Source organism: Actinomadura mexicana, assembly GCF_900188105.1.
Taxonomy (GTDB): Bacteria; Actinomycetota; Actinomycetes; order Streptosporangiales; family Streptosporangiaceae; genus Spirillospora; species Spirillospora mexicana.
The window spans coordinates 33,616-53,164 of the sequence record NZ_FZNP01000023.1 but is presented as its reverse complement, the minus strand read 5'-3'; the positions used below and the strand labels follow the sequence as shown (position 1 = coordinate 53,164).

Genomic DNA, 19,549 nt, shown 5'->3' with positions numbered 1-19,549 from the left:
GGTTCGCGTTCCCTCGGAAAATTCCCCGTGGGGAGCCTAGGGGCGGCGGGCCTTCGCCGCCGGGGTTTTGAAGATCATCAGGGGTGGCGGGCCGCCACGACCTCCACCGGGTCGCCCACCCTGAGCGTGCCGAGGACGCGCGGGACGCAGTTCTGGCCGAACTGGATGCCGCGGTCCCGGGTGCGGTAGGAGGCGAGCGTCCGCAGCGGCTCACGGCCGCGCTCGGCGGTGCGCTGGTCGGTGGTGGTGATGACGCAGCGGGTGCACGGTTTGACCATCTCGATGACGGCCTCGCCGACGCGCAGCAGGCGCACCTCGTCCTCGCCGTAGGGGCCGAGGCCCTCGACGACGAGGGTCGGGCGGAACCGGTTCATCGGGAGGGGCTCGTCCAGCCGCGCGTTGAGGTCGGCGAGCGACTCGGCGGAGATGACCAGCAGGGGGTAGCCGTCGGCGAACATGACCTCGCCGCCGCCGCGGGCCGTGGGACGCAGGCCGGTGAAGCGCACGAGGCGGCAGTCGGCGCCGAGCAGGTCGCCGAACCAGGCCGCCGCCTCGTCGCCCTGGTCGACGCCCCGGCACTGCGACCGCTGGACCGAGACCTCCCGCACCTCGCCCTCGTCCGCGGCCTTGTGGACGAGCCGCGGGGCGCCGGGGGCGTCCACCGTGAGGACCGTCCCGTCGTAGGACGGGCGCAGCAGCGCCATCCGGGCGTGGTCGCGCTGGGACAGGAAGCGGCCCTCGGGGGTGACCAGCATGAACTCGCGGTCGAACGGCAGGCCGCGCGCGGTCAGCTCGGCGCTGCGCAGCGCGGTCCCGCCCCCGCTCTTGAGCGGGTAGGCGTTCAGCTCGGTCACGGTCCCCTGCACGGCCCCTCCTAACTGAGAGCTGTCAGGCGGTCGAACATCTGGCCGAGGCGCTCCACGAAGCGCTCGGGGCGGCACACCTCGTCCAGGCGCTTCTCGTCCAGCGTGAGGCCCGCCTCCGCCGCGTGCACGCGCAGGGTCTCGCGGAACGGCGTGCCGGTCTCCCACGTCTGCATGGCGGCCTTCTGGACGAGCGGGTACGCCTCCTCGTCGCGCGACATGCCCGCCTCGACCAGCTCCAGCAGGACGGTCGAGGTGTAGATGAGCCCGCCGGTCGACTCCAGGTTCTCCCGCATCCGCGCCTCGTCAACGACAAGTCCGGACATGAGGCGATTCGTCAGGTTCAGCATGTAGTCGAGCGCGATGGAGGCGTCCGGCAGCGCGATCCGCTCGGTGGAGGAGTGCGAGATGTCGCGCTCGTGCCACAGCGGGATGCCCTCCAGCACCGGGACGATCTGGGCCCGCACGATCCGCGCCATCCCCGCCAGCCGCTCGGAGATGATCGGGTTCTTCTTGTGCGGCATCGCCGACGAGCCCTTCTGGCCCTTGCCGAACGGCTCCCACAGCTCCCGGACCTCGGTGCGCTGCCCGTGCCGCACCTCCAGCGCGATCGCCTCGCACACCGTCGCCATGATCGCCAGGGACGAGACCCACTCGCTGATCCCGTCCCGCAGGACGACCTGCGTCGACACGTCCGCGGCCCGCAGCCCGAGCTTGCGTGCGACGTGCAGTTCGATCGCCGGGTCGATGTTGGAGTACGTCCCGACCGCGCCGGAGATCGCCATCACGCCCACGGCCTCGCGGGCGCGCCGCAGCCGGTCGCGGGACCGGGCCATGGCGAACGCGAAGTCGGCGACGCGGTGGCCCCACACGTCCGGCTCGCCGTGGATGCCGTGCGTGCGCCCGACCCGCAGCGTCGCCTGGTGCGCCAGCGCGTGGTCGCGCAGCGTCGCGACGAGCGCGTCCGCCTTCTCCAGCAGGATGTCGGTGGCCTCGACCAGCTGCAGCGCGAGCGCCGTGTCGAGCAGGTCGGACGACGTCATGCCGAAGTGGACGAACCGGGCGGCCTCCCGGGGCTCGGTGTTGTCCGCCCACGCCGACAGGAAGGCGATCACGTCGTGCTGCGTCACCGCCTCGATGGCGTGCACGGCCTCCGGCGTCGGCGGCGGCGCCTTGCGGACCGGCCCCACCACCTCCGCCGGGATCGTGCCGGCCTCGGCGTGGGCCTCGACGACGAGGACCTCCACCTGGCACCACAGCTCGTACTTGTGCGCGTCACTCCAGACGCGTCCCATCTCCGGAAGGGTGTAGCGCTCAATCACCCGATGATTGTCCCAGGCCGGGAACCGCGGCGTCCGGCCGGGTCGCCGCGTGTTCGAGCGCCAGCGCGGCGGCGATGACCAGGACGAGGGCGGCGATCTCGGCGGCGGCCAGCCAGAGGCCCAGCGGGGTGACCGCGAGCGCGGCCGCGGCGGCGCCGAGCCGGATGCGGGACGGCCCGATGCGGACGGTCCGGCGGAACGCCACGTCGCCCGCCAGGTAGAGCGCGACGCCGCCGGCCAGGGCGAGCGCGGGGCCGGTGTGCAGGCCGTCCCAGGCGTGCCCGACGGCCGTCCCCATGCCGGCCGCCGCGACGATGATCCCGACGACCAGCGGGATGTGGGCGTAGAAGTAGCCGAACATCGTCATCTGGGTGCGGCGCACGTCGTCGGCGGCGCTCAGCGCCGCCTCGGCGCGCTCGTCGTCCCGGGCGAAGTAGCTCCACCAGACGGCCGCCGCGAGCGCCAGCCCGAGCAGCACGGCGACGACCAGGCCCGCGTCCAGGTGCGCGTGCTCGGCGCCCGCCCCGACCGCGATCACCGACTCGCCGATGGTGATCATGACGAGCAGCCCGTGCCGCTCGACGATGTGCGCGGGCTGGATGGTGAACAGCCCGCCCGCCGGCACGATGTACGGCTGGACGATCGGGACGACGAGGGCGAGCGTCCACAGCACGTACACGGCCGGCCCGTGGTCGAGGATCCCGGCGACGATGATGAGCGCCGCCGCGAGCAGGTTGGCCGGCAGGACGCGCAGGATGTTCGGATTGCCCTGCGCGTACAGCGTCACGTGGGCGAGCACCAGGACCAGGTACCCGAGGCCCCACACGACGCCGCCGCCCTTGAACGCCGTCGGGGTGGCCAGGGCGACCATGAAGAACCCGCCCATCCCGACCAGGAGCAGCAGGCGCCGTGCCGCCGTCGTGGGCGTGAGGGTGTTGGTCAGCCACGCGTAGCCGCCGTACATCCACCACAGGACGCCGAACATCAGCACGACCTGGACCAGGCCCAAGACGTTCAGTTCCTTGACCAGGACGTGGCTGAGCTGGGTCACCGCGAAGACGAACACCAGGTCGAAGAAGAGCTCCAGCGTCGTGACGCCATAGACCTCTTCGCCCGCGGGCACGGAAGGGGAAGCCATGCCTGACCTGCCTTGTATCGATGTAATCAGGTAATCATGGCATGGAGACCGCCTTCAGGGCGATGTCCGTCCGGTGGTGGGACCCGCGCAGGCCGATCTTGGAAGCGGCCTCGTAGGCGGCGGCGCGGGCGGCGGCGAGGCCGGGCCCGGTGCCGACGACGTTGAGGACCCGTCCGCCGTTCGCGACCGGCCGCCCCTCGCCGCCGAGCGCGGTGCCCGCGTGCAGGACGTAGGCGCCCTCGACCGCGGCGGCCTCCTCCAGGCCGGTGATCTCGTCGCCCTTCGCCGGCGCGGCCGGGTAGCCCTCGGCGGCCACGACCACCGTGACGGCCGCGCCCGGCAGCCATTCGAGCTGCAGGCTCGGGTCGAGCCCGCCGATCGCGCACGCCTGGAGCAGCGTGGCGACGGGCGTGGCCAGCCGGTCGAGCACCACCTGGGTCTCGGGGTCGCCGAAGCGCGCGTTGAACTCCACCACCCGCACGCCCCTGGACGTCAGGGCGAGCCCGGCGTAGAGGACGCCGACGTACGGGGTCTCGCGGCGGCGCAGCTCGTCCACGGTGGGCTGGACGACCGTGGACATGACCTCGTCCACCAGGCCGGGCGGCGCCCAGGGCAGCGGCGTGTAGGCGCCCATGCCGCCCGTGTTCGGGCCCTCGTCGCCGTCGTAGGCGCGCTTGAAGTCCTGCGCCGGCAGCAGCGGGACGGCGTGCTGCCCGTCGCACAGCGCGAACAGGGAGACCTCGGGACCGTCCAGGTACTCCTCGACCACGACGCGGTCGCAGGCGTCGGCGTGCCGCAGCGCCTCGTCGCGGCTCTCGGTGACGACCACGCCCTTCCCGGCCGCCAGCCCGTCGTCCTTCACCACGTACGGCGGGCCGAAGGCGTCGAGCGCCTCCTCGACCTGCCCGCTCGACTCGCAGACCCGCGAGTCGGCGGTGGGCACCCCCGCCGCGGCCATGACCTCCTTGGCGAACGCCTTGGACGCCTCGATCCTGGCGGCGGCCCGGTCCGGCCCGAAGCAGGGGATGCCGGCCTTGCGCAGGGCGTCGCCGACCCCTGCCACGAGCACGGCCTCCGGACCGATGACGACCAGGCCGACCCGGAGCCGCGCGGCCAGCTCCACCACCGCCGTGCGGTTCGTCGGATCGAGCTGGTGATTGTCCGCGATCTCTGCCGTGCCCGGATTGCCCGGGGCGCAGTGGAGGGCGGTGACGGAAGGGTCGCGGTGCAGGGCGCGGGCGAGCGCATGCTCGCGGCCGCCCGATCCAAGAACGAGTACTCGCACGTCGCGAGCCTACTGGTCCCCCGCCCCGCGCCGGGCGCGCACAACCCTTGCGCGAAGGGGCATGCGGCGGGGTGAGGCCGCCGTCACACCGGGGTCGTGTGAACCTCACCGATACGGGCGGCGTCCTACATATCGGCTGGTACGCTGCCACGGGCTTGACCGCCCGGTGTCGAGGTGCCCGAAAGGAGGTGGTCGGGATGAGTCCTGGTGATCCTTGCAGTTCGCCGGAGAACCCTCACAGTCCGAGCAGGACTGTTCCACCGTCCGCCTCCCTCTGGCGCCCGGTCATGGCTCTCGCGCGCTCCCTTAGCTGACCAGCCTGGGTCGAGCGCGCGCTGCGTGCGTGGCCGGCGGGTTTAGGAGCACCTCCATGGCCATGACACGAGTCCGCCCCAGCCGCGTACTCTTCAAGACGCGCGGCCGCCCCAGCGGCGTGCAGGCCGCGAACCGCGACTCCGCCGTCATCGACTGGGCCGCCTACATCGACGGCCACCGCGTCTGCACCGCCACCGTCGCCGACGCCGTCCGCCTCGTCCGCGACGGCCGGCTCGTCCCCGAGGGCGACAGCGCCGGCTTCGTGTGGGTCGGCCTCCACGAGCCGTCCGCCGGCGAGCTCTCCGACCTCGCCGAGGTCTTCGGCCTGCACCCGCTCGCGGTCGAGGACGCCATCCACGCCCACCAGCGCCCCAAGCTCGAACGCTACGACGACGTCCACTTCGTCGTCATGAAGACCGTCGGCTACGTCTCCAGCGGCCCCGGCGGCGGCGCCGAGGTCGTCGAGACCGGCGAGATCATGCTGTTCTGCGGCCCCGACTTCGTCGTCACCGTCCGGCACGGCGCCCACGGCGCGCTCGGCCCCGTCCGCCGCGACCTGGAGAAGGACCCCGCGCGCCTCGCCCTCGGCCCCGCCGCCGTCCTGCACGCCGTCACCGACCGGGTCGTGGACGGCTACGTCGGCGTCGCCGACGCCGTCATGGAGGACATCGACGAGGTCGAGGAAGCCGTCTTCTCCCCCGAGCGCACCGACGAGTCCCGCCGCATCTACCGGCTCAAGCGCGAGGTCATCCAGCTCAAGCGCGCCGTCGGCCCGCTCGCCGGCCCGCTGCGCAACCTGACCGGCCGCCGCTTCGTCCCGGTCGAGATCAAGGAGTACCTCCGCGACGTCGAGGACCACCTCACCCGCGTCCGCGAGCAGGTCGAGTCCTACGACGAACTCCTGAACCCCATCCTCCAGGCGCACATGACCCAGGTCACCGTCGCCGACAACAAGGACATGCGCAAGATCTCCGCGTGGGGCGCCATCTTCATGGTCCCCACCGCCATCGCCGGCGTCTACGGCATGAACTTCGACCACATGCCCGAAACCCGCTGGCAGTACGGCTACCCCATGATCCTCAGCGTCATCTCCCTGGCCTGCTTCGCCCTCTACCGAGGCTTCCGCCGCAACGGCTGGTTGTGATTTATTGCTTTTTTCTCCTCCTTCGGGCCTGGCGGCCCTCCATCGTCGATAAAAGCGGGCGATCGCTGGCATCGCTTCGTCTCGCCTGGCAGCTCGCTGCGCGATCAGGTTCTCGCAAGCTCGAACCTGCCTTCGGACGCGATCGCAACCATTGAGGTCGCTGCGTGGTGCGGCGGGGCTGAGCGGTGCGGTTCAGGGGGCGGAGGCTGGGCGCCGACCCCCGCCATTCGGTTGTTACTGGTTGCGGTGGTGGCTGGGCCCTCTGGACTCAGAGGGCGGGGGTTGGTGCTTGGAGGGATTTGAGGCGGTCTGGGTAGTCGGTGACTATTCCGTCTACGCCGTTCGTGATGAAGCGGGTCATGTCCGCGGGGGTGTTGACCGTCCAGACGATGACCGGGAGGGCCAGGGAGTGGGCCTGGTCTATCAGGGCGGGCGTGGTGATCTCGTGTTCGGGGGAGACGGCCGTGGCGCCCAGTGCGAAGGCGGCGGCCACCGGGTCGGCCGGGGAGTGGCCCGCCAGCCAGTCGGTTTCCGGGACGAGGGTCTTGCGTTCCATCAGGGCGACGCGGCCCAGGTCCGGGTAGTGGCGGCGGGCCTCGGCCAGGACGCGCCAGTCGAAGGCCAGGAGCTGGGCGCGTTCTGTGCAGCCGAAGGCCCTCAGGACGGCCGCGACGGAGGCGGTCAGGAGCTCCACCTCTTCGCCGGTCCAGGACGGGTCCGTCTTGAGTTCGACGGAGAGCCCGACGCCGGTGGGGGCCAGCAGGGCGCACGCCTCGGCGAGCGTGGGGATGCGGGTGCCGGGCATCAGGGCGGCCTCGCAGCTGAGGCCCGCGTCGAGCGTCCGCAGCTGCGCGAGGGACAGCTCGCGGACGGGCTTGCCGAGGTAGGGGTAGGCGGGGTCGCCCGGCCGGGCGGGGCCCGTGTCGGCGAGGACGGCGGGGGAGAGCACCTGGTCGTGGCCGAGGACGACGACGCCGTCCGAGGACAGGCCCACGTCCAGCTCGATCGTGTCGACGCCGAGGTCGAGGGCGTGGGCGAGACCGGGCAGGGTGTTCTCCGGACGGAGGCCGCGCGCCCCGCGGTGTCCGTGCACCTCGACGGAAGAGATCACCGAACGAACGCTACCGTCCGTGACCGAACGCACGAGCACAGACCCCACAAGTCCACGGCCCCCAACAGCCCGCAGACCCCAGCTCCCGCCGCAACCAAGCGTCAGCCTCAAGGGTCGCGGATCGGCGCCCACCTGCGCCTCGTGTTCCGCATCCCCGATCCTCGCTGCGCTACGCGTCAGCTCAAGGGTCGTGGGTCGGCGCCTACCTGCGCCGCATCGCCCGGTCCTAGCCGCGCCACGCGACAACATCAAGGGCCACGGCCGGGGCCCAGCCCGCGCCCTCTGCACCGCATCGCTCAGCCCGCGCCGCACCACGCAGCGACCTCAATGGTTGCGATCGCGTCCGAAGGCAGATTCGAGCGAAGCAAGAATCTGATCGCGCAGCGAGCCGCAAGGCGAGACGAAGCGATGCCAGCGATCGCCCGCGTTTATCGACGATGGAGGGCCGCCAGGCCCGAAGGAGGAGAAAAACGCCTTAAACAAGAGGCCGTAGGGAGAGGGTCTGGGTGCGGCCTGGGCCGACGCCGATCGCTGAGATCTGGGCGCCGGACATCTTCTCCAGGGCCCGGACGTACGCCTGCGCGTTGGCGGGCAGGTCCTCGAACTTCTCGGCGCGCGTGATGTCCTCCTGCCAGCCGTCCAGGTACTCCAGGACGGGCTTGGCGTGGTGGAACTCGGTCTGCGTGGTGGGCAGCTCGTCCACCCGGACGCCGTCGACCTCGTAGGCCACGCACACCGGGACCTGCTCCAGGCCGGACAGGACGTCCAGCTTCGTGAGGAAGTAGTCGGTGATGCCGTTGACGCGGGTGGCGTAGCGGGCGATCACGGCGTCGAACCAGCCGCAGCGGCGGTCGCGGCCCGTGGTCACGCCGTACTCGCCGCCGGTCGTGCGCAGGTACTCGCCCTGATCGTCCAGCAGTTCGGTGGGGAACGGGCCGGACCCGACCCGGGTCGTGTAGGCCTTGAGGATGCCGATCACGCGGCTGATCTTGGTGGGGCCGACGCCGGAGCCGACGCAGGCGCCGCCGGCCGTGGGGCTGGACGACGTCACGAACGGGTACGTTCCGTGGTCGATGTCGAGCAGCGTGCCCTGCGCGCCCTCCAGCAGGACGACCTTGCCGTCGTCCAGCGCCTTGTTCAGGACGAGCGTGGTGTCGGCGACGAACGGCTTGAGGCGCTCGCCGTAGGCGAGGTACTCCTGGACGATCGGCCCGGTCTCGATACGGCGGCGGTTGTAGACCTTCGTCAGGACCTGGTTCTTCTCGCGCAGGGCCAGGTCGAGCTTCTGCGTGAGGATGTTCGGGTCGAACAGGTCCTGGACGCGGATGCCCATCCGGTTGATCTTGTCGGCGTAGGTGGGGCCGATGCCGCGGCCGGTGGTGCCGATCCGGGCCTTGCCGAGGTAGCGCTCGGTGACCTTGTCGAGGGCGCGGTGGTGCGGCATGATCAGGTGCGCGTTCGCCGAGATCAGCAGCCGCTCGCAGCCGATGCCGCGGTCCCGCAGGCCGTCGATCTCCTGCAGCAGCACGGCCGGGTCGATCACCACGCCGTTGCCGATCACCGGGATGACGTCGGGCGACAGCACTCCGGACGGCAGCAGGTGCAGCGCGTAGCTCTTGTCGCCGATGACCACGGTGTGGCCCGCGTTGTTGCCACCCTGGTAGCGGACGACGTAGTCGACGTCCCCACCGAGCAGGTCTGTCGCCTTGCCCTTGCCCTCATCTCCCCACTGGGCACCGACAAGAACGATGGCAGGCATGCCACTTTCCCTTCCCACGACGAAGGCCCCGGTCGCCGCAAGCGCGAAGGGGCCTCTTGCGATCAAAGCGTACCCGCAGGCGGCCGACAAAGAAACCGGAGGCCGGCCGGTCCCTGGTCGAGGGCCGTGGGAGCCCGCCCGCCGGTCCCCGGCGGGCGGCCCGGGGACGGTCCGCCGGCGGCGGACCGTCCCGTGCGTCAGGAGCCGTTGAGGGCGTCGGCGGCCTCGGCGCTGCTGTCGCGGAGGAACGTCTTGCAGCGCTCGGCCTCGGGCTCCTCGCCGATGGCGGCGGCGGCCCGGGCGAGGGCGTGCAGGGCGCGCAGGAAGCCGCGGTTGGGCTCGTGCTCCCACGGGATGGGGCCGTGGCCCTTCCAGCCCGCCCGGCGCAGCTGGTCCAGCCCGCGGTGGTAGCCGGTCCGGGCGAACGCGTAGGAGTCGATGACGCTGCCCTTGGCGAAGGAGCGGTCGGCCAGCTCGGCCCACGCGCCCGGGTGGTCCGGGTGGCGCGCGGCTACCTCGAACGGGTCGACGCCCTCCTCCAGGGCCGTCCGGGCCTCGACGTTGTCCGGAAGTTCGGTCGGAGCGGGGCCGCCGAGCAGGTTCTGGGTCATGCCGGTCATGGTAAGCGGGCGCCCCCGTCCGGAATCAACCGGCCGGGGTCAGGCGGGCACGGGGAGCGGCAGGCGGAAATGGGCGGACCCGCCGTCCCTGGTGGATCGGGCCGCCGGCCAGCCGCTCCGGACGAACATGAGCGCCTGCCGGTTGGTGAGGATGACGTCCGCGTCGAACTCGGTGATGCCGCGCCGTCCGGCGAGCTCGGACAGGCAGCCGACGAGGGTGCTGCCGAGACCCCGGCGCTGCCAGGGGTCGGCGACCAGGACGGCGAGGTCGGCGCGCCAGGTCCGTGCCGTGTCGCGGACGTACTCGGCGATGCCGAGGACCTCGTCCCCGTCCAGCGCGACGAGGGCTTCGCGGTCCCAGTGGTCGAGGCCCTCCAGGAGGCCGACGTAGTGGTCGGGGAGGCGTGGCGTGCCGGAGAAGAAGCGCGTGTAGAGGCTGTCGGCCGACAGCCGGTCCGACATCCGCCGCACGCGGTCGCGGTCGGTGACGCCGTACGGGCGGATCCGGACGTCGGCCGGCTCGGTGCGGATGCGGGCGACGGTGCGCACGTCGAGTTGCTTCACGCAACTTATTGGACCGCACAAAGTTGCGTGACGCAACCTCATGGGGTCTCGCACGCCGTCGGACGGCGGCCGAGGAAGGCGAGGAGACGGTCGCCGGGCGACGCGTACGGGCCGGGATCCACCGGCTCGCCGAACAGCGGCCGTCGGCCGCAGGGCGGCGCCAGCGTCCTCGACACGTCCAGGAGGTCGGCGGCCAGGTCCGGGGGCAGGGGACGCCCCGTGCCGGTCGCCTGGGCGATGTCCCAGCCGTGCACGGCCGCCTCCAGGGCGCCCGCGCCGGCCACCGCCTCGACGGGGAGGCGCAGGTCGCCGATCGCCGCCGTCCCCGCCCCGCGGCCCGCGCGACCGGGGGAGGCCATGGTGTGGCGGAGCAGGCGGACGGCGCGGACGCGCAGCGCCGACACCGGGTCGCCGGACGCGTCGGCCGCCCCCGGGCCGATGCCGACCCGGCCCGCCGCCAGACCCTCGTGCACCGCCGCGAGGGAGTCGCCGACGTGCAGCAGCAGCATGTGGAGATCCCATGCCGCACACGGCGTCGGGTGGGCGAGCATTGGCCGCGTAACGGGCTGGACGGCGGTCAGGAGAAAGCCGATCGAGCGCTCCAGGATGCACGCGCCCGACCGGAGGGGCGCCGATGCGCCGGTCGCCTCACGCATTCGGCTCCTCAGCTCGCTGGAATGATCACCTGTATGGACCTCCGCCGCGGCGAGAAGTCATCGGTGACCGCGGCCGAATGCCTCGTGAGGGGTCGGCGAAAGCGAAGCGTCGCCGTTTACGAGGGAAGACGCACGATCCGCAGGAATGCGGGGAGCACCCAGGGGCGCCGGCCCCGAATGACGACCTTCCTGCTCAGCACCGCCCGCGCCCTGCTGATCCGTCCGAACAGCATCAGGTTGAGCGCCGTCGGGTCGAAGAAGAGCCGCACGTCGGGGCGGTCGCCGGGCTCCTCCACGGTGACGAACCCGTCGGTCATCGCCATCACCACGGGGGCGGTGTGGTCGGAGCGGAACTCGACGGTGATCCGTCCTGCGGGCGCGGGGCCGTGGCCGTCCAGCAGCCCCCCGTACCCGTACTCGGTCACCCCGACGAGGAACATCTCGAAGAAGGGGGCCGCTTCCCGCGGCGGGACGTCCCAGCGCCTGCGCATGGGCCGGGCCATGTCGCGCCCGTGGATCTGGAGTTCGTTGAGCAGGTGCGCCAGCAGCCCGCCGACCGGGACGCGCGAGCCGCCCAGCCAGGGCAGCGCCGCCGCCGGATCGGCGTCACGGGTCGCCGTCAGGACCCGGTCGACATCGCGGAGCAGGACGTCCGCGAGCGCCCGCGGATCGCGCTCGGGAAAAAGGCGCAGCAATTCCTCATTTGCGGAGTCGACCGTATCGACGATCGTGCTCCGGATGAGGTCGCCGGTCACGGCCAGTGGTTCGTCGCAACCGGCGGGATCGACCATCTGGTGATAAAGCCGTGCGAGGGTGGCGACGTGCGCCGCCGTATCGGCGACCGTCCAGGTGGCCGTGGCCTTCGTTTCCGAACCGGGCGAGGTCAGGAGCTCGGCGAACCGGTCGCCGGTTCCGCGCAGATACTTTCGGGTCGCCGCCCAGTTCTCCTCGGTGAGCCGAACCACCATGGCCTGATGGTCGCAATTTCCTGGGGATCGGGCAAGAGAGCAAAGGCGGACGGCCCTCTCCAGGACGGCCCCGTCGCCGCGGTACGCGAATCAGGCCGTCGTCGCCCGCGCGGCGGTGAACGCGGCCCATGCGAGGCATTCCAGCAGGCGGGCGTCCGCGCCGTCGTCGCGGCGGAACTCCGCGATGACCGCCGGGCCGACCCGGTGGGAGGCGAGCGCGGTCAGCAGGACCAGCCGCCCGGCGGGACGGTCCGCCGCGGGCAGCCCCGCCACGGCCCCGTCGATCCGCGCGGGTTCGGCCGTGCGCCCGTCCCACCCGGCGAGCTCGGCGGCCAGCAGTTCCCGGACCGGCTCCGGCACGACCCGCTCGCCCGCCCGGTCGATGACCGCCGACGCGCGGGCGAACGCATCGGCGATCACCTCGTTGCCCGCCGTCCAGGACAGGCCGCCGGGCGCCGTCGCGGCCGGCAGCAGGTCGAGGGACTCGCCCGGGGCGTGGTGGGCGCGCGAACTCGCGGCCATCAGGCGGCCCACCACCCGGCTCACCGCGCCGTGCGCCCGTGCCGGGGCGTTCGGGGGGAACGGCGACTCGCCCAGGAAGATGTTGACCATCCGGTTGTAGTAGTGGAAGACGAAGGCGGTGCCGACGATCTCGGGCGCCTGCTCGGGCGGGAACGGGCGGGCGGGGGCCTCGGGCGTGCCGAACCGTTCGCCCCACCCGGCGACCGCGCGGATGCGCGGGTCGCCGATGGCGTCGAGCCTGCCCGCCGCGATCGCGGCGGCGTCGCGCCCGCGCACGAGGCCGTGCAACGTGGTGCTGTGCGCCGCCACGCAGTAGGGGCAGGAGTTGCCGAGCGACACCGCCGCGGCGGCGGCCTCCTTGGCCGCGCGGTCGGCCCTCCCCGTCGCGACCAGGGTCTCGCGCAGCATCATCCACACGGCGGCGAGCAGGTCGGGGACGGGAGAGTGCAGGATCACCGGCGGCGCGAGGATGCCGAAGTCCCGTTCGAGCTGGCCGTAGACCCGCGCGACCAGCCCCTCGGCGGCGGCGTGGCGGACGGGCGAGACGTGCGCGATCTGCTCCTGCGCGCCGCTCCGGGCCACCCGGACGAAACTGTCGTTCATCGAACCGCCGATCAGTCGCGGGTCAGGGGCGGCGGTAGCGCGCCCGCGCCCCCGGCGGCCGCGGGTCGACCGCGACTGCCGGCGCTCGGGCATCTCGTCCTTCTCCGCGCCGAACCGCGCGCCCTGCCGTCCTCTGTGCGCGCCTGCGCTCGGATGGTACCGAGGGAGGGCGGGAAGCACAGCCGCCCCGGCGGGGACCGCGAGTCCGCGGGCGGCGTCTCGGGGCGTCCGGAAAGGGACGCCGACGAGGGGGCACCCGGACGGAGAGGACGTCCGGCCGACTCAGGCAGCGGGGCCGGGGCGGGGGTCCACGTCGGCGGGGCCGAGGTGCGCGCCGCAGGAGCCGCACGTGAACGTGGGGGTCAGCACGCCGTCGCAGCCCCGGTGCCCGATGATCAAGGGCGGGCCGGCGGGCGCGTAGTGCCGGTCGCCCCACATCATCAGGGTCATGACCGCGGGCCACAGCTCCACGCCCTTGCGGGTCAGCCGGTACTCGTGCCGCTCCGGCCGCTGCTGGTACGGGACGCGGCGCATGATGCCCTCGTCGCAGAGCCGGTTGAGCCGGTCGGTGAGGACGTTGCGGGCCACGCCCAGGACGTCCTGGAAGTCGTCGAAGCGCCGCACGCCCTGGAACGCGCTGCGGATCACCAGCATGGTCCAGCGGTCGCCCACGACCTCCAGCGAGCGGGCGACCGAGCAGTTCTGCGAGTCGTACGTGCGGGGCAGTGCCACGCTTCGGAGCCTACCCGCGTTTCGTCAGGCAACGGGCGTGGCCGGGGGCCGTGCGGCCCCCGGCCCGCTCCGCTACTTCAGCTTCCTGCCGGCGGACTGGAGGTTCTCGGCGGCCTCGACGATGCGGGCGGCCATTGCGGTCTCCGCCGCCTTGCCCCACGAGCGCGGGTCGTACTGCTTCTTGTTGCCGACCTCGCCGTCGATCTTCAGCACGCCGTCGTAGTTGCGGAACATGTGCTCGGCGACCGGCCGGGTGAAGGCGTACTGGGTGTCGGTGTCGATGTTCATCTTGACGACGCCGTACGACACCGCCTCCCGGATCTCCTCCAGCGTGGAGCCCGAGCCGCCGTGGAAGACCAGGTCGAACGGCTTGTCCTTGCCGTACTTGGCGCCGACCGCGTCCTGGATCTCCTTGAGCACCTCGGGACGCAGCTTGACCGAGCCCGGCTTGTAGACGCCGTGCACGTTCCCGAACGTCGCGGCCAGGATGTAGCGGCCCTTCTCGCCCACGCCGACGGCCTCGGCGGTCGCGAGCGCGTCGCCCGGCGTCGTGTACAGCTTCTCGTTGATCTCGTTGGCGACGCCGTCCTCCTCGCCGCCGACGACCCCGATCTCCATCTCCATGATGATCCGGGCCTTGGCGCACTCCTCCAGCAGGTCGGCGGCGATCCGCAGGTTCTCGTGCAGCTCGACGGCGGACCCGTCCCACATGTGCGACTGGAACAGCGGCTCCTCGCCGCGCGCCACCCGCTCCTGCGAGATCCTCACCAGCGGCCGCATGAAGCCGTCCAGCTTGTCCTTCGGGCAGTGGTCGGTGTGCAGGGCGATGTTCACGGGGTACTTGGCCGCCACGACCCGGGCGTACTCGGCCAGCGCGGTCGCGCCCGTGACCATGTCCTTCACCGTGGAGCCCGACAGGTAGTCGGCTCCGCCGGTGGACACCTGCACGATGCCGTCGCTCTCGGCCTCCGCGAACCCGCGCAGCGCGGCGTTCAGCGTCTGGCTGGACGTCACGTTGATCGCGGGGAAGGCGAAGCCGTCGCGCTTCGCACGGTCGAGCATCTCCGCGTAGACCTCGGGCGTTGCGATGGGCATTGTCAGCGTCCTTTCATACGCAGGGTGCCGCCGGGCATCCGGCCGGGCGGTAGCTCCCGGACGTCCGCGTACCCGTTGACTGCCCAGGTCACGCGGTTTCCGGGTCGGGCATGCCGTCCGCGCCCAGTATCTCGCCTAATCGAAGCGTGGGGAAAGGTACGCTCGCGGTGTGGATCTCACTGCCCTTCCCCTTGACATCACCGAGTGGCTGCATCCCACCGCGTGGCTGCAGCTTTTCGGTACGTTCGCGACGATCGGCGTGCTCGCCATCATCTTCGCGGAGACCGGCCTGCTGGTCGGCTGCATCCTCCCGGGCGACTCGCTGCTGTTCACGGCGGGGATCCTCACGGCGGTCTCGACCGTCAACGGCCAGGAGTTCCAGTCGCTGTCGCTGCCCTGGCTGCTGGTCGGCGGCCCGGTGGCGGCGATCGCCGGCGCCCAGCTCGGCCACTTCCTCGGCGCCCGCTACGGCCGGAGGCTCTTCGACCGGCCCGACTCGCGCATCTTCAAGCAGGAGTGGGTGGAGAAGGCCGAGCACTACTTCAACCGGTTCGGCCCCGCGAAGGCGGTGGTGCTGGCCCGGTTCATCCCGATCGTCCGGACGTTCCTGAACCCGCTCGCCGGGATGCTCGGCATGGACGCGAAGAAATTCTTCGTCTGGAACGCGATCGGCGGCATCGTCTGGACGGACGCGCTGTTCCTCCTCGGCCACTTCCTCGGGTCCGAAGTGCCCGACGTTGAGAAATACATCCTCCCGGGCGTTGCGGTCATCCTGGTTCTCTCGGTCATTCCGATCATTCGGGAGGTCCTGAAGGGGCGCAAAGCGGACCACGGTCCGAATAAGAATGGTCCGGAAGAGTCCCGTCCGTCGCTCAGCGGTGACAGTTATCGCTAACCTCCCCATGTGGGACGTCACCGGTCGGACCCTAGGGGTCTCGCGCGCATAGTCATCGCGGCCTTGGCCGTGATGGCGGCCTTGGCCCTGCTCATCGTCGGGGGCATGGCCCTGGTCAACGCGATCATGAGCGAGCCCGACAAGAAGGGCCCGGCGACGGGGGCCCCGCCGGCGGGTGGCGGCGGGCGCACGACGCCGAGCAGCAACGAGACCACGACGTCGCCGGCGGCGCCGCTCCCCCTGGTCATCCGGGTGACCGGCCAGCCGACGACCGTCGTCGTCCGCGTCGCCGACGCCGGTGGCAAGGTGCTCGCCAACAGCACGCTCAACACCGGCGACACCCTCCAGTTCAAGGAGGCGCCCCTGCAGGTCGTCGCCCTCAACGGCGGCTCCCTGCAGGTCGCGATCTACGGCAGGGTCCAGCCGCGCGAGCCGAACGGCCAGCGCGCCCAGTGGCTCGTCAAGGCCCGCTAACCGAGACCGAGGTCGGCGACCTCGTAGGGGTGCCGGTACTCCAGGCCCTCCCCGGCGATCCGGCCGGCCGCGCCGCGCTCCAGGATCGTCGCGACCGCCACCACCTCGGCCCCGGCCTCGCGGAGCGCCTCCACCGCCGTGAGCACGGAGCCGCCGGTGGTCGAGGTGTCCTCCACCGCGAGGACGCGGCGGCCCGCCACGTCCGGCCCCTCGATCCGGCGCTGCAGCCCGTGGGCCTTGCCCGCCTTGCGGACGACGAACGCGTCCAGCACTCGCCCGCGCGCCGCCGCCGCGTGCAGCATCGCGGCGGCCACCGGATCCGCCCCGAGCGTGAGGCCGCCCACGGCCTCGTAGTCGAGGTCGGCGGTCTCGTCCAGCATGACCCGCCCCACCAGCGGGGCCGCGGCCCCGTCCAGCGTCACCCGGCGGAGGTCTACGTACCAGGACGCCCGCTTGCCCGAGGAGAGCACGAAGTCCCCGTGCACCACGGCCCGGTCCTTGATCTTCTGCAGCAGTTCATTACGATCGCTCACGAGCAGAACCCTATTCACCCTGCGTACGCGCTCCGCCGCCGCCGTGTACGTTCGCGGGGTGACACCCGGAACCGTCGTCCTGCTGCACGCCCCCACCGCCACCGCGGCCTCCTGGGGCGACCTGCCCGAGATGCTCCGCTCGTACGGCCTGGACGTCGTGGCACCGGACGTCCCGGACGACGCCGGCCCCCGCTACATCGCCCGCGTCTCGCTCACCATCACCGCGACCGACCCCGTCCCCCCGCTGGTCCTCGTGGCCCACGGCGCCGCCGGCCCCCTGCTGCCCGGCGTCGGCCTGGCCCAGCGCGCCGCCCACCGTCCCGTAGGCGGCTACGTCTTCGTCGACGCCGATCTCCCCCGCCCGGCCCGGCACGACCATGACGCCCCGCAGGAGGACCTCCCCACGGCCCCAGATTGGCCGGAGGCGCCCTGCGGCTACCTCCGCACCCATTCGGACCGCTCCGCCTCCCCCAAGCACGATCAGGCCGTCAGAGAAGCGCACCTGCGCGGCTGGCCCATAACCGAACACGAGCCCCCCACCGCCGCCGCCCAGGCCCTGAGCGAACTCATAGCCCGGCTGTAGGCGTGTCATCCCAGGGGGGGCGACCCCCTGGGAGATCAGGAGTTCTTCAGGAGGTCGTCGAGGAGGGCGTCGTAGTCGTCTTCGTTTCGGCCCAGGTCTATGCGGGCTCGGTAGCGGAGGCGGAGGAGGGCCTCAAGGCTGTCCTCGGCCAGGGCGACGTCGTCCAAGCCCGGAGTGAGGGAGTCGGCGTCCGGGGTGGGGGCCTCGTCGGGGCCGCCGCCCATGCCGGTGCCCACGGCACGGTCGCGCAGGGCCAGGACGACGTCGGCGCCGCTGGTGGCCCATTCGTGGGCGCCGGTGGCGTCGCCCTGGGCGTAGAGCACCTCGGCCACGGCGCGGTACACCTCGGGGTCGCGCGGCTTGTCGGCGCGGATCTGGTCGACCAGGGCGCGGGCCTCGTCCCCGCGGCCGAGTTCGAAGAGCGCGTCGGCGAGGTAGGCGCGCGGATCGCCGTAGGTCTCGCCGCCGTCGTCCATGGCCCTGCGGTACAGCTCGGCGGCCCTGGCGTGGTCGCCGGCGTGCTGCCACTGCTCGCCGGCGCGCAGCAGGACGTTGGCGCGTGACACCCCGCCGGACACCGACTCGGCCAGCTCGGACAGCCTGCGGGCCGCCGAGATGTGATCGCCGGTGCGCAGGGTGTCGAACTCCAGGTCGTCGAGATCGTCTTCCGTCACATGCGTCACGGTTCAACGCTACCCGGCACCGCCCGGCCGAAGCGGGCGAATCGATGATGATCGTGGAATACCGGTGCTAATGACTGGACGTCAGGTCACCTGCGTGAACGTTCGAGCGCGTCCCAGAAGCCACGGCGCAGGGCGTGGCGGACCTCGTCGTGCAGGAGGAAGTCTATGGGCAGCGAGGAGCCCTGCAGGAGCCGTGCCTCCAGGTCGGACGGCATGCGCGGCTTGCGGGCGAGGACGGCCTCCAGCCACAGCGCGGGGGCGTCGCGTGCGACGGACTCGCCGAAGTCCTGGCCCTCCTGGTGGGCGGCCTTGACGGCGTCCGAGAGAGTCGGCGTCTGCTGCACCGGGAGGGGGGAGATCTGCTGCGGGCCGGTGTAGGGACCGTGCTGGCCGCCGGACGGCGCCGCCTGCGGCTGGACGGTCTGCGGGGGAGGCGGCGGGGAGGGCGCCGGGATGGGGGAGGAGGTGTACTGCGAACCGGGGGAGGAGGTGTACTGCGGGCTGCTGGGGGAGGAGGTGTACTGCGGGCTGGGGGTCGGCGGCGGCGCGGGCGGGGACGGGGCCTGCGTCGAGGACGGCCCGGCGGCCGGGGCGGGGTGCGGCGGGAGCGGCAGCCCGCCGGTGCCGTAGGGCGATCCGGAGTGACCGCCTCCCGTGCCGCCGGGCAGCGGCATGGGGCCGGTGCCAGGGCCGGGGCCACCGGTGGGCAGGGATCCGCCGCCCAGCCCGCCGGTCATGGCCGGGCCGAGGTCGCGGACGGCCGGGGACGGGGACGGGGACGCGGGCGGGATGCTCAGCGGGGACGCGGGCGGCGGCCCGTTGGTCGAGGTGCTCTGGAGCGGGCCGAGTGAGGCGCCGTGCCCGTTCGTGGCGCCGTGCCCGTTGGACAGCGGGCTCGTCCCGAGCGAGGAGCCGCCGTCGACCCCGGCGAGCAGGTTGACGTAGGGGCGCAGGTGGCCGGAGCCGATCTCGATGAGGTCGTCGCACTCCTGGCGCAGCACCCGGGAGATCGTCCAGTTGCCGTCGACGGCGACGTGCACGACCGTGACGCGGACGCCGAGGTCCTGGGCGTCCGCGACGACCTGGGCGAGGTCCTCGTCGCCGCTGACCAGGACGGCGTCGGCGAGCGCGGCGTTGCGGGCCAGGGCCATCAGGTCGCGGTGGATCTCGGTGTCGACGCCCTCGCGGCGGCCGGGACGGATCCGGCCGAGCCGCAGCTTGAGGCCGGGCAGGTCGGCCAGCGCGTCGTGCTCGGGGTTGCGGCGCCCCTCGACCGTCGCCTCGTACCAGTAGCAGCGCAGCAACGGCATGCCGGTGCGTTCCCTGGCGAGGTTGCCGAGGAGTTGCAGGAGGCCGCCGAAATCCCACGAGACGGTCTCGCGATGGCGCGTGCCGTGTACCGCCATGGCACCGTCCGCCAGCAGGTAGCCGGCGTCCACGAACAGCGCGCAGCGATCCATGCGGCACCGTCCTTCCTCAACACGGGAGCTCACAGCGTGCCCATTTTCGGCGTAGCGACACCGGGCGCATATAGCGTAGTGAAGCCCGTCTGCCCGGTAGGCCGTTACGGCGATTCGCCACTCTTTCATGGCAAGCCGCCGGTTGGCGACTCCTCGGTAACAAGGATTCGGAGCCGCGGCGGACGCTACCAGCCCTTTAGGCTCCGTCCGGCCCTTCCGATGGA

Annotated in this window: 20 protein-coding genes; 4 read left to right on the top strand and 16 right to left on the bottom strand. The window is 72.2% G+C overall.

Annotated elements, in window-relative coordinates; translation table 11 throughout:
- Positions 1-77 precede the first annotated feature (77 nt).
- The 4 genes from CHC11_RS36680 to purD are packed head-to-tail and all read right to left on the bottom strand — an operon-like array spanning position 78 to position 4,608.
- The gene (locus CHC11_RS36680; protein ID WP_089316494.1) at positions 78-866 is read right to left on the bottom strand and encodes an MOSC domain-containing protein; all 789 of its coding nucleotides are present in this window, start codon (positions 864-866) and stop codon (positions 78-80) included.
- Positions 867-874: 8 nt separating this feature from the next.
- Positions 875-2,185 carry an adenylosuccinate lyase gene (gene purB, locus CHC11_RS36675; protein WP_089316493.1) on the bottom strand — a complete coding sequence of 437 codons (1,311 nt, stop codon included), beginning with the start codon at positions 2,183-2,185 and terminating at the stop codon, positions 875-877.
- Entirely contained in the window at positions 2,178-3,323 is a 1,146-nt protein-coding gene (locus CHC11_RS36670; RefSeq protein WP_089316492.1) for a low temperature requirement protein A, read from the bottom strand. The genes purB and CHC11_RS36670 overlap by 8 nt, the downstream gene beginning before the upstream one ends.
- Positions 3,324-3,357: 34 nt before the next feature.
- Positions 3,358-4,608, bottom strand: coding sequence for a phosphoribosylamine--glycine ligase (gene purD / locus CHC11_RS36665; RefSeq protein ID WP_089316491.1), 1,251 nt, complete (start codon positions 4,606-4,608; stop codon positions 3,358-3,360).
- A 370-nt stretch (positions 4,609-4,978) separates the two neighbouring features.
- Here purD and CHC11_RS36660 point away from each other — a divergent pair, with 370 nt between their 5' ends.
- A complete protein-coding gene (locus CHC11_RS36660; protein ID WP_089316490.1) occupies positions 4,979-6,067 on the top strand; it encodes a magnesium and cobalt transport protein CorA in 1,089 nt (362 codons plus the stop codon).
- A 268-nt stretch (positions 6,068-6,335) separates the two neighbouring features.
- Here the strand turns inward: CHC11_RS36660 and CHC11_RS36655 are convergent, their stop codons facing one another.
- The 9 genes from CHC11_RS36655 to fbaA form a co-directional block, all read right to left on the bottom strand.
- A complete protein-coding gene (locus tag CHC11_RS36655; protein WP_245920235.1) occupies positions 6,336-7,178 on the bottom strand; it encodes a glycerophosphodiester phosphodiesterase family protein in 843 nt (280 codons plus the stop codon).
- A gap of 475 nt (positions 7,179-7,653) precedes the next feature.
- The gene (locus CHC11_RS36650; protein ID WP_089316489.1) at positions 7,654-8,937 is read right to left on the bottom strand and encodes an adenylosuccinate synthase; all 1,284 of its coding nucleotides are present in this window, start codon (positions 8,935-8,937) and stop codon (positions 7,654-7,656) included.
- A 197-nt stretch (positions 8,938-9,134) separates the two neighbouring features.
- Positions 9,135-9,557 carry a DUF3151 domain-containing protein gene (locus CHC11_RS36645; protein WP_089316488.1) on the bottom strand — a complete coding sequence of 141 codons (423 nt, stop codon included), beginning with the start codon at positions 9,555-9,557 and terminating at the stop codon, positions 9,135-9,137.
- Positions 9,558-9,596: 39 nt separating this feature from the next.
- Positions 9,597-10,121 (bottom strand): GNAT family N-acetyltransferase, encoded by a 525-nt coding sequence (locus CHC11_RS36640; RefSeq protein ID WP_245920233.1) that lies wholly within the window; start codon positions 10,119-10,121, stop codon positions 9,597-9,599.
- 38 nt (positions 10,122-10,159) lie between these two features.
- A complete protein-coding gene (locus tag CHC11_RS36635; RefSeq protein WP_089316486.1) occupies positions 10,160-10,777 on the bottom strand; it encodes a TIGR03086 family metal-binding protein in 618 nt (205 codons plus the stop codon).
- Between the two features lie 116 nt (positions 10,778-10,893).
- On the bottom strand, positions 10,894-11,745 hold the full coding sequence (locus CHC11_RS36630) for a maleylpyruvate isomerase N-terminal domain-containing protein (protein WP_089316485.1): 852 nt from the start codon (positions 11,743-11,745) through the stop codon (positions 10,894-10,896).
- Positions 11,746-11,835: 90 nt separating this feature from the next.
- A complete protein-coding gene (locus CHC11_RS36625; protein ID WP_089316536.1) occupies positions 11,836-12,870 on the bottom strand; it encodes a carboxymuconolactone decarboxylase family protein in 1,035 nt (344 codons plus the stop codon).
- Between the two features lie 282 nt (positions 12,871-13,152).
- Positions 13,153-13,602, bottom strand: a complete 450-nt coding sequence (locus tag CHC11_RS36620; protein WP_089316484.1) for a winged helix-turn-helix transcriptional regulator — start codon at positions 13,600-13,602, stop codon at positions 13,153-13,155.
- A 72-nt stretch (positions 13,603-13,674) separates the two neighbouring features.
- Complete coding sequence (gene fbaA / locus CHC11_RS36615; protein WP_089316483.1) at positions 13,675-14,697, bottom strand: class II fructose-bisphosphate aldolase; 1,023 nt, start codon at positions 14,695-14,697, stop codon at positions 13,675-13,677.
- Between the two features lie 169 nt (positions 14,698-14,866).
- On the opposite strand from fbaA, the gene CHC11_RS36610 reads away from it, so the two are divergent.
- Together CHC11_RS36610 and CHC11_RS36605 are read left to right on the top strand one after the other, a co-directional pair.
- Positions 14,867-15,592 (top strand): DedA family protein, encoded by a 726-nt coding sequence (locus tag CHC11_RS36610; RefSeq protein WP_089316482.1) that lies wholly within the window; start codon positions 14,867-14,869, stop codon positions 15,590-15,592.
- 72 nt (positions 15,593-15,664) lie between these two features.
- Complete coding sequence (locus CHC11_RS36605; RefSeq protein WP_143227444.1) at positions 15,665-16,066, top strand: RodZ domain-containing protein; 402 nt, start codon at positions 15,665-15,667, stop codon at positions 16,064-16,066.
- On the opposite strand, the gene pyrE is transcribed toward CHC11_RS36605, so the two are convergent.
- Positions 16,063-16,599, bottom strand: coding sequence for an orotate phosphoribosyltransferase (gene pyrE / locus CHC11_RS36600; RefSeq protein ID WP_089316480.1), 537 nt, complete (start codon positions 16,597-16,599; stop codon positions 16,063-16,065). The two genes, CHC11_RS36605 and pyrE, sit on opposite strands and share 4 nt — an antisense overlap.
- A 58-nt stretch (positions 16,600-16,657) precedes the next feature.
- Here pyrE and CHC11_RS36595 point away from each other — a divergent pair, with 58 nt between their 5' ends.
- Positions 16,658-17,182, top strand: coding sequence for a lipase family protein (locus CHC11_RS36595; RefSeq protein ID WP_089316479.1), 525 nt, complete (start codon positions 16,658-16,660; stop codon positions 17,180-17,182).
- Between the two features lie 35 nt (positions 17,183-17,217).
- Here CHC11_RS36595 and CHC11_RS36590 read toward each other — a convergent pair whose 3' ends face one another.
- Together CHC11_RS36590 and CHC11_RS36585 are read right to left on the bottom strand one after the other, a co-directional pair.
- The gene (locus tag CHC11_RS36590) at positions 17,218-17,865 is read right to left on the bottom strand and encodes a tetratricopeptide repeat protein (protein WP_245920230.1); all 648 of its coding nucleotides are present in this window, start codon (positions 17,863-17,865) and stop codon (positions 17,218-17,220) included.
- Between the two features lie 86 nt (positions 17,866-17,951).
- The gene (locus CHC11_RS36585; RefSeq protein WP_089316477.1) at positions 17,952-19,325 is read right to left on the bottom strand and encodes an NYN domain-containing protein; all 1,374 of its coding nucleotides are present in this window, start codon (positions 19,323-19,325) and stop codon (positions 17,952-17,954) included.
- Between the last annotated feature and the right edge of the window lie 224 nt (positions 19,326-19,549).

Bases quoted from the DNA above. Each gene is read 5' to 3' on its own strand.
- CHC11_RS36670 (WP_089316492.1), bottom strand. From the start codon at position 3,323: ATGGCTTCCCCTTCCGTGCCCGCGGGCGAAGAGGTCTATGGCGTCACG.
- CHC11_RS36660 (WP_089316490.1), top strand. From the start codon at position 4,979: ATGGCCATGACACGAGTCCGCCCCAGCCGCGTACTCTTCAAGACGCGC.
- CHC11_RS36650 (WP_089316489.1), bottom strand. From the start codon at position 8,937: ATGCCTGCCATCGTTCTTGTCGGTGCCCAGTGGGGAGATGAGGGCAAG.
- CHC11_RS36645 (WP_089316488.1), bottom strand. From the start codon at position 9,557: ATGACCGGCATGACCCAGAACCTGCTCGGCGGCCCCGCTCCGACCGAA.
- CHC11_RS36635 (WP_089316486.1), bottom strand. From the start codon at position 10,777: ATGCGTGAGGCGACCGGCGCATCGGCGCCCCTCCGGTCGGGCGCGTGC.
- CHC11_RS36630 (WP_089316485.1), bottom strand. From the start codon at position 11,745: ATGGTGGTTCGGCTCACCGAGGAGAACTGGGCGGCGACCCGAAAGTAT.
- CHC11_RS36625 (WP_089316536.1), bottom strand. From the start codon at position 12,870: ATGAACGACAGTTTCGTCCGGGTGGCCCGGAGCGGCGCGCAGGAGCAG.
- fbaA (WP_089316483.1), bottom strand. From the start codon at position 14,697: ATGCCCATCGCAACGCCCGAGGTCTACGCGGAGATGCTCGACCGTGCG.
- CHC11_RS36605 (WP_143227444.1), top strand. From the start codon at position 15,665: ATGGCGGCCTTGGCCCTGCTCATCGTCGGGGGCATGGCCCTGGTCAAC.
- CHC11_RS36585 (WP_089316477.1), bottom strand. From the start codon at position 19,325: ATGGATCGCTGCGCGCTGTTCGTGGACGCCGGCTACCTGCTGGCGGAC.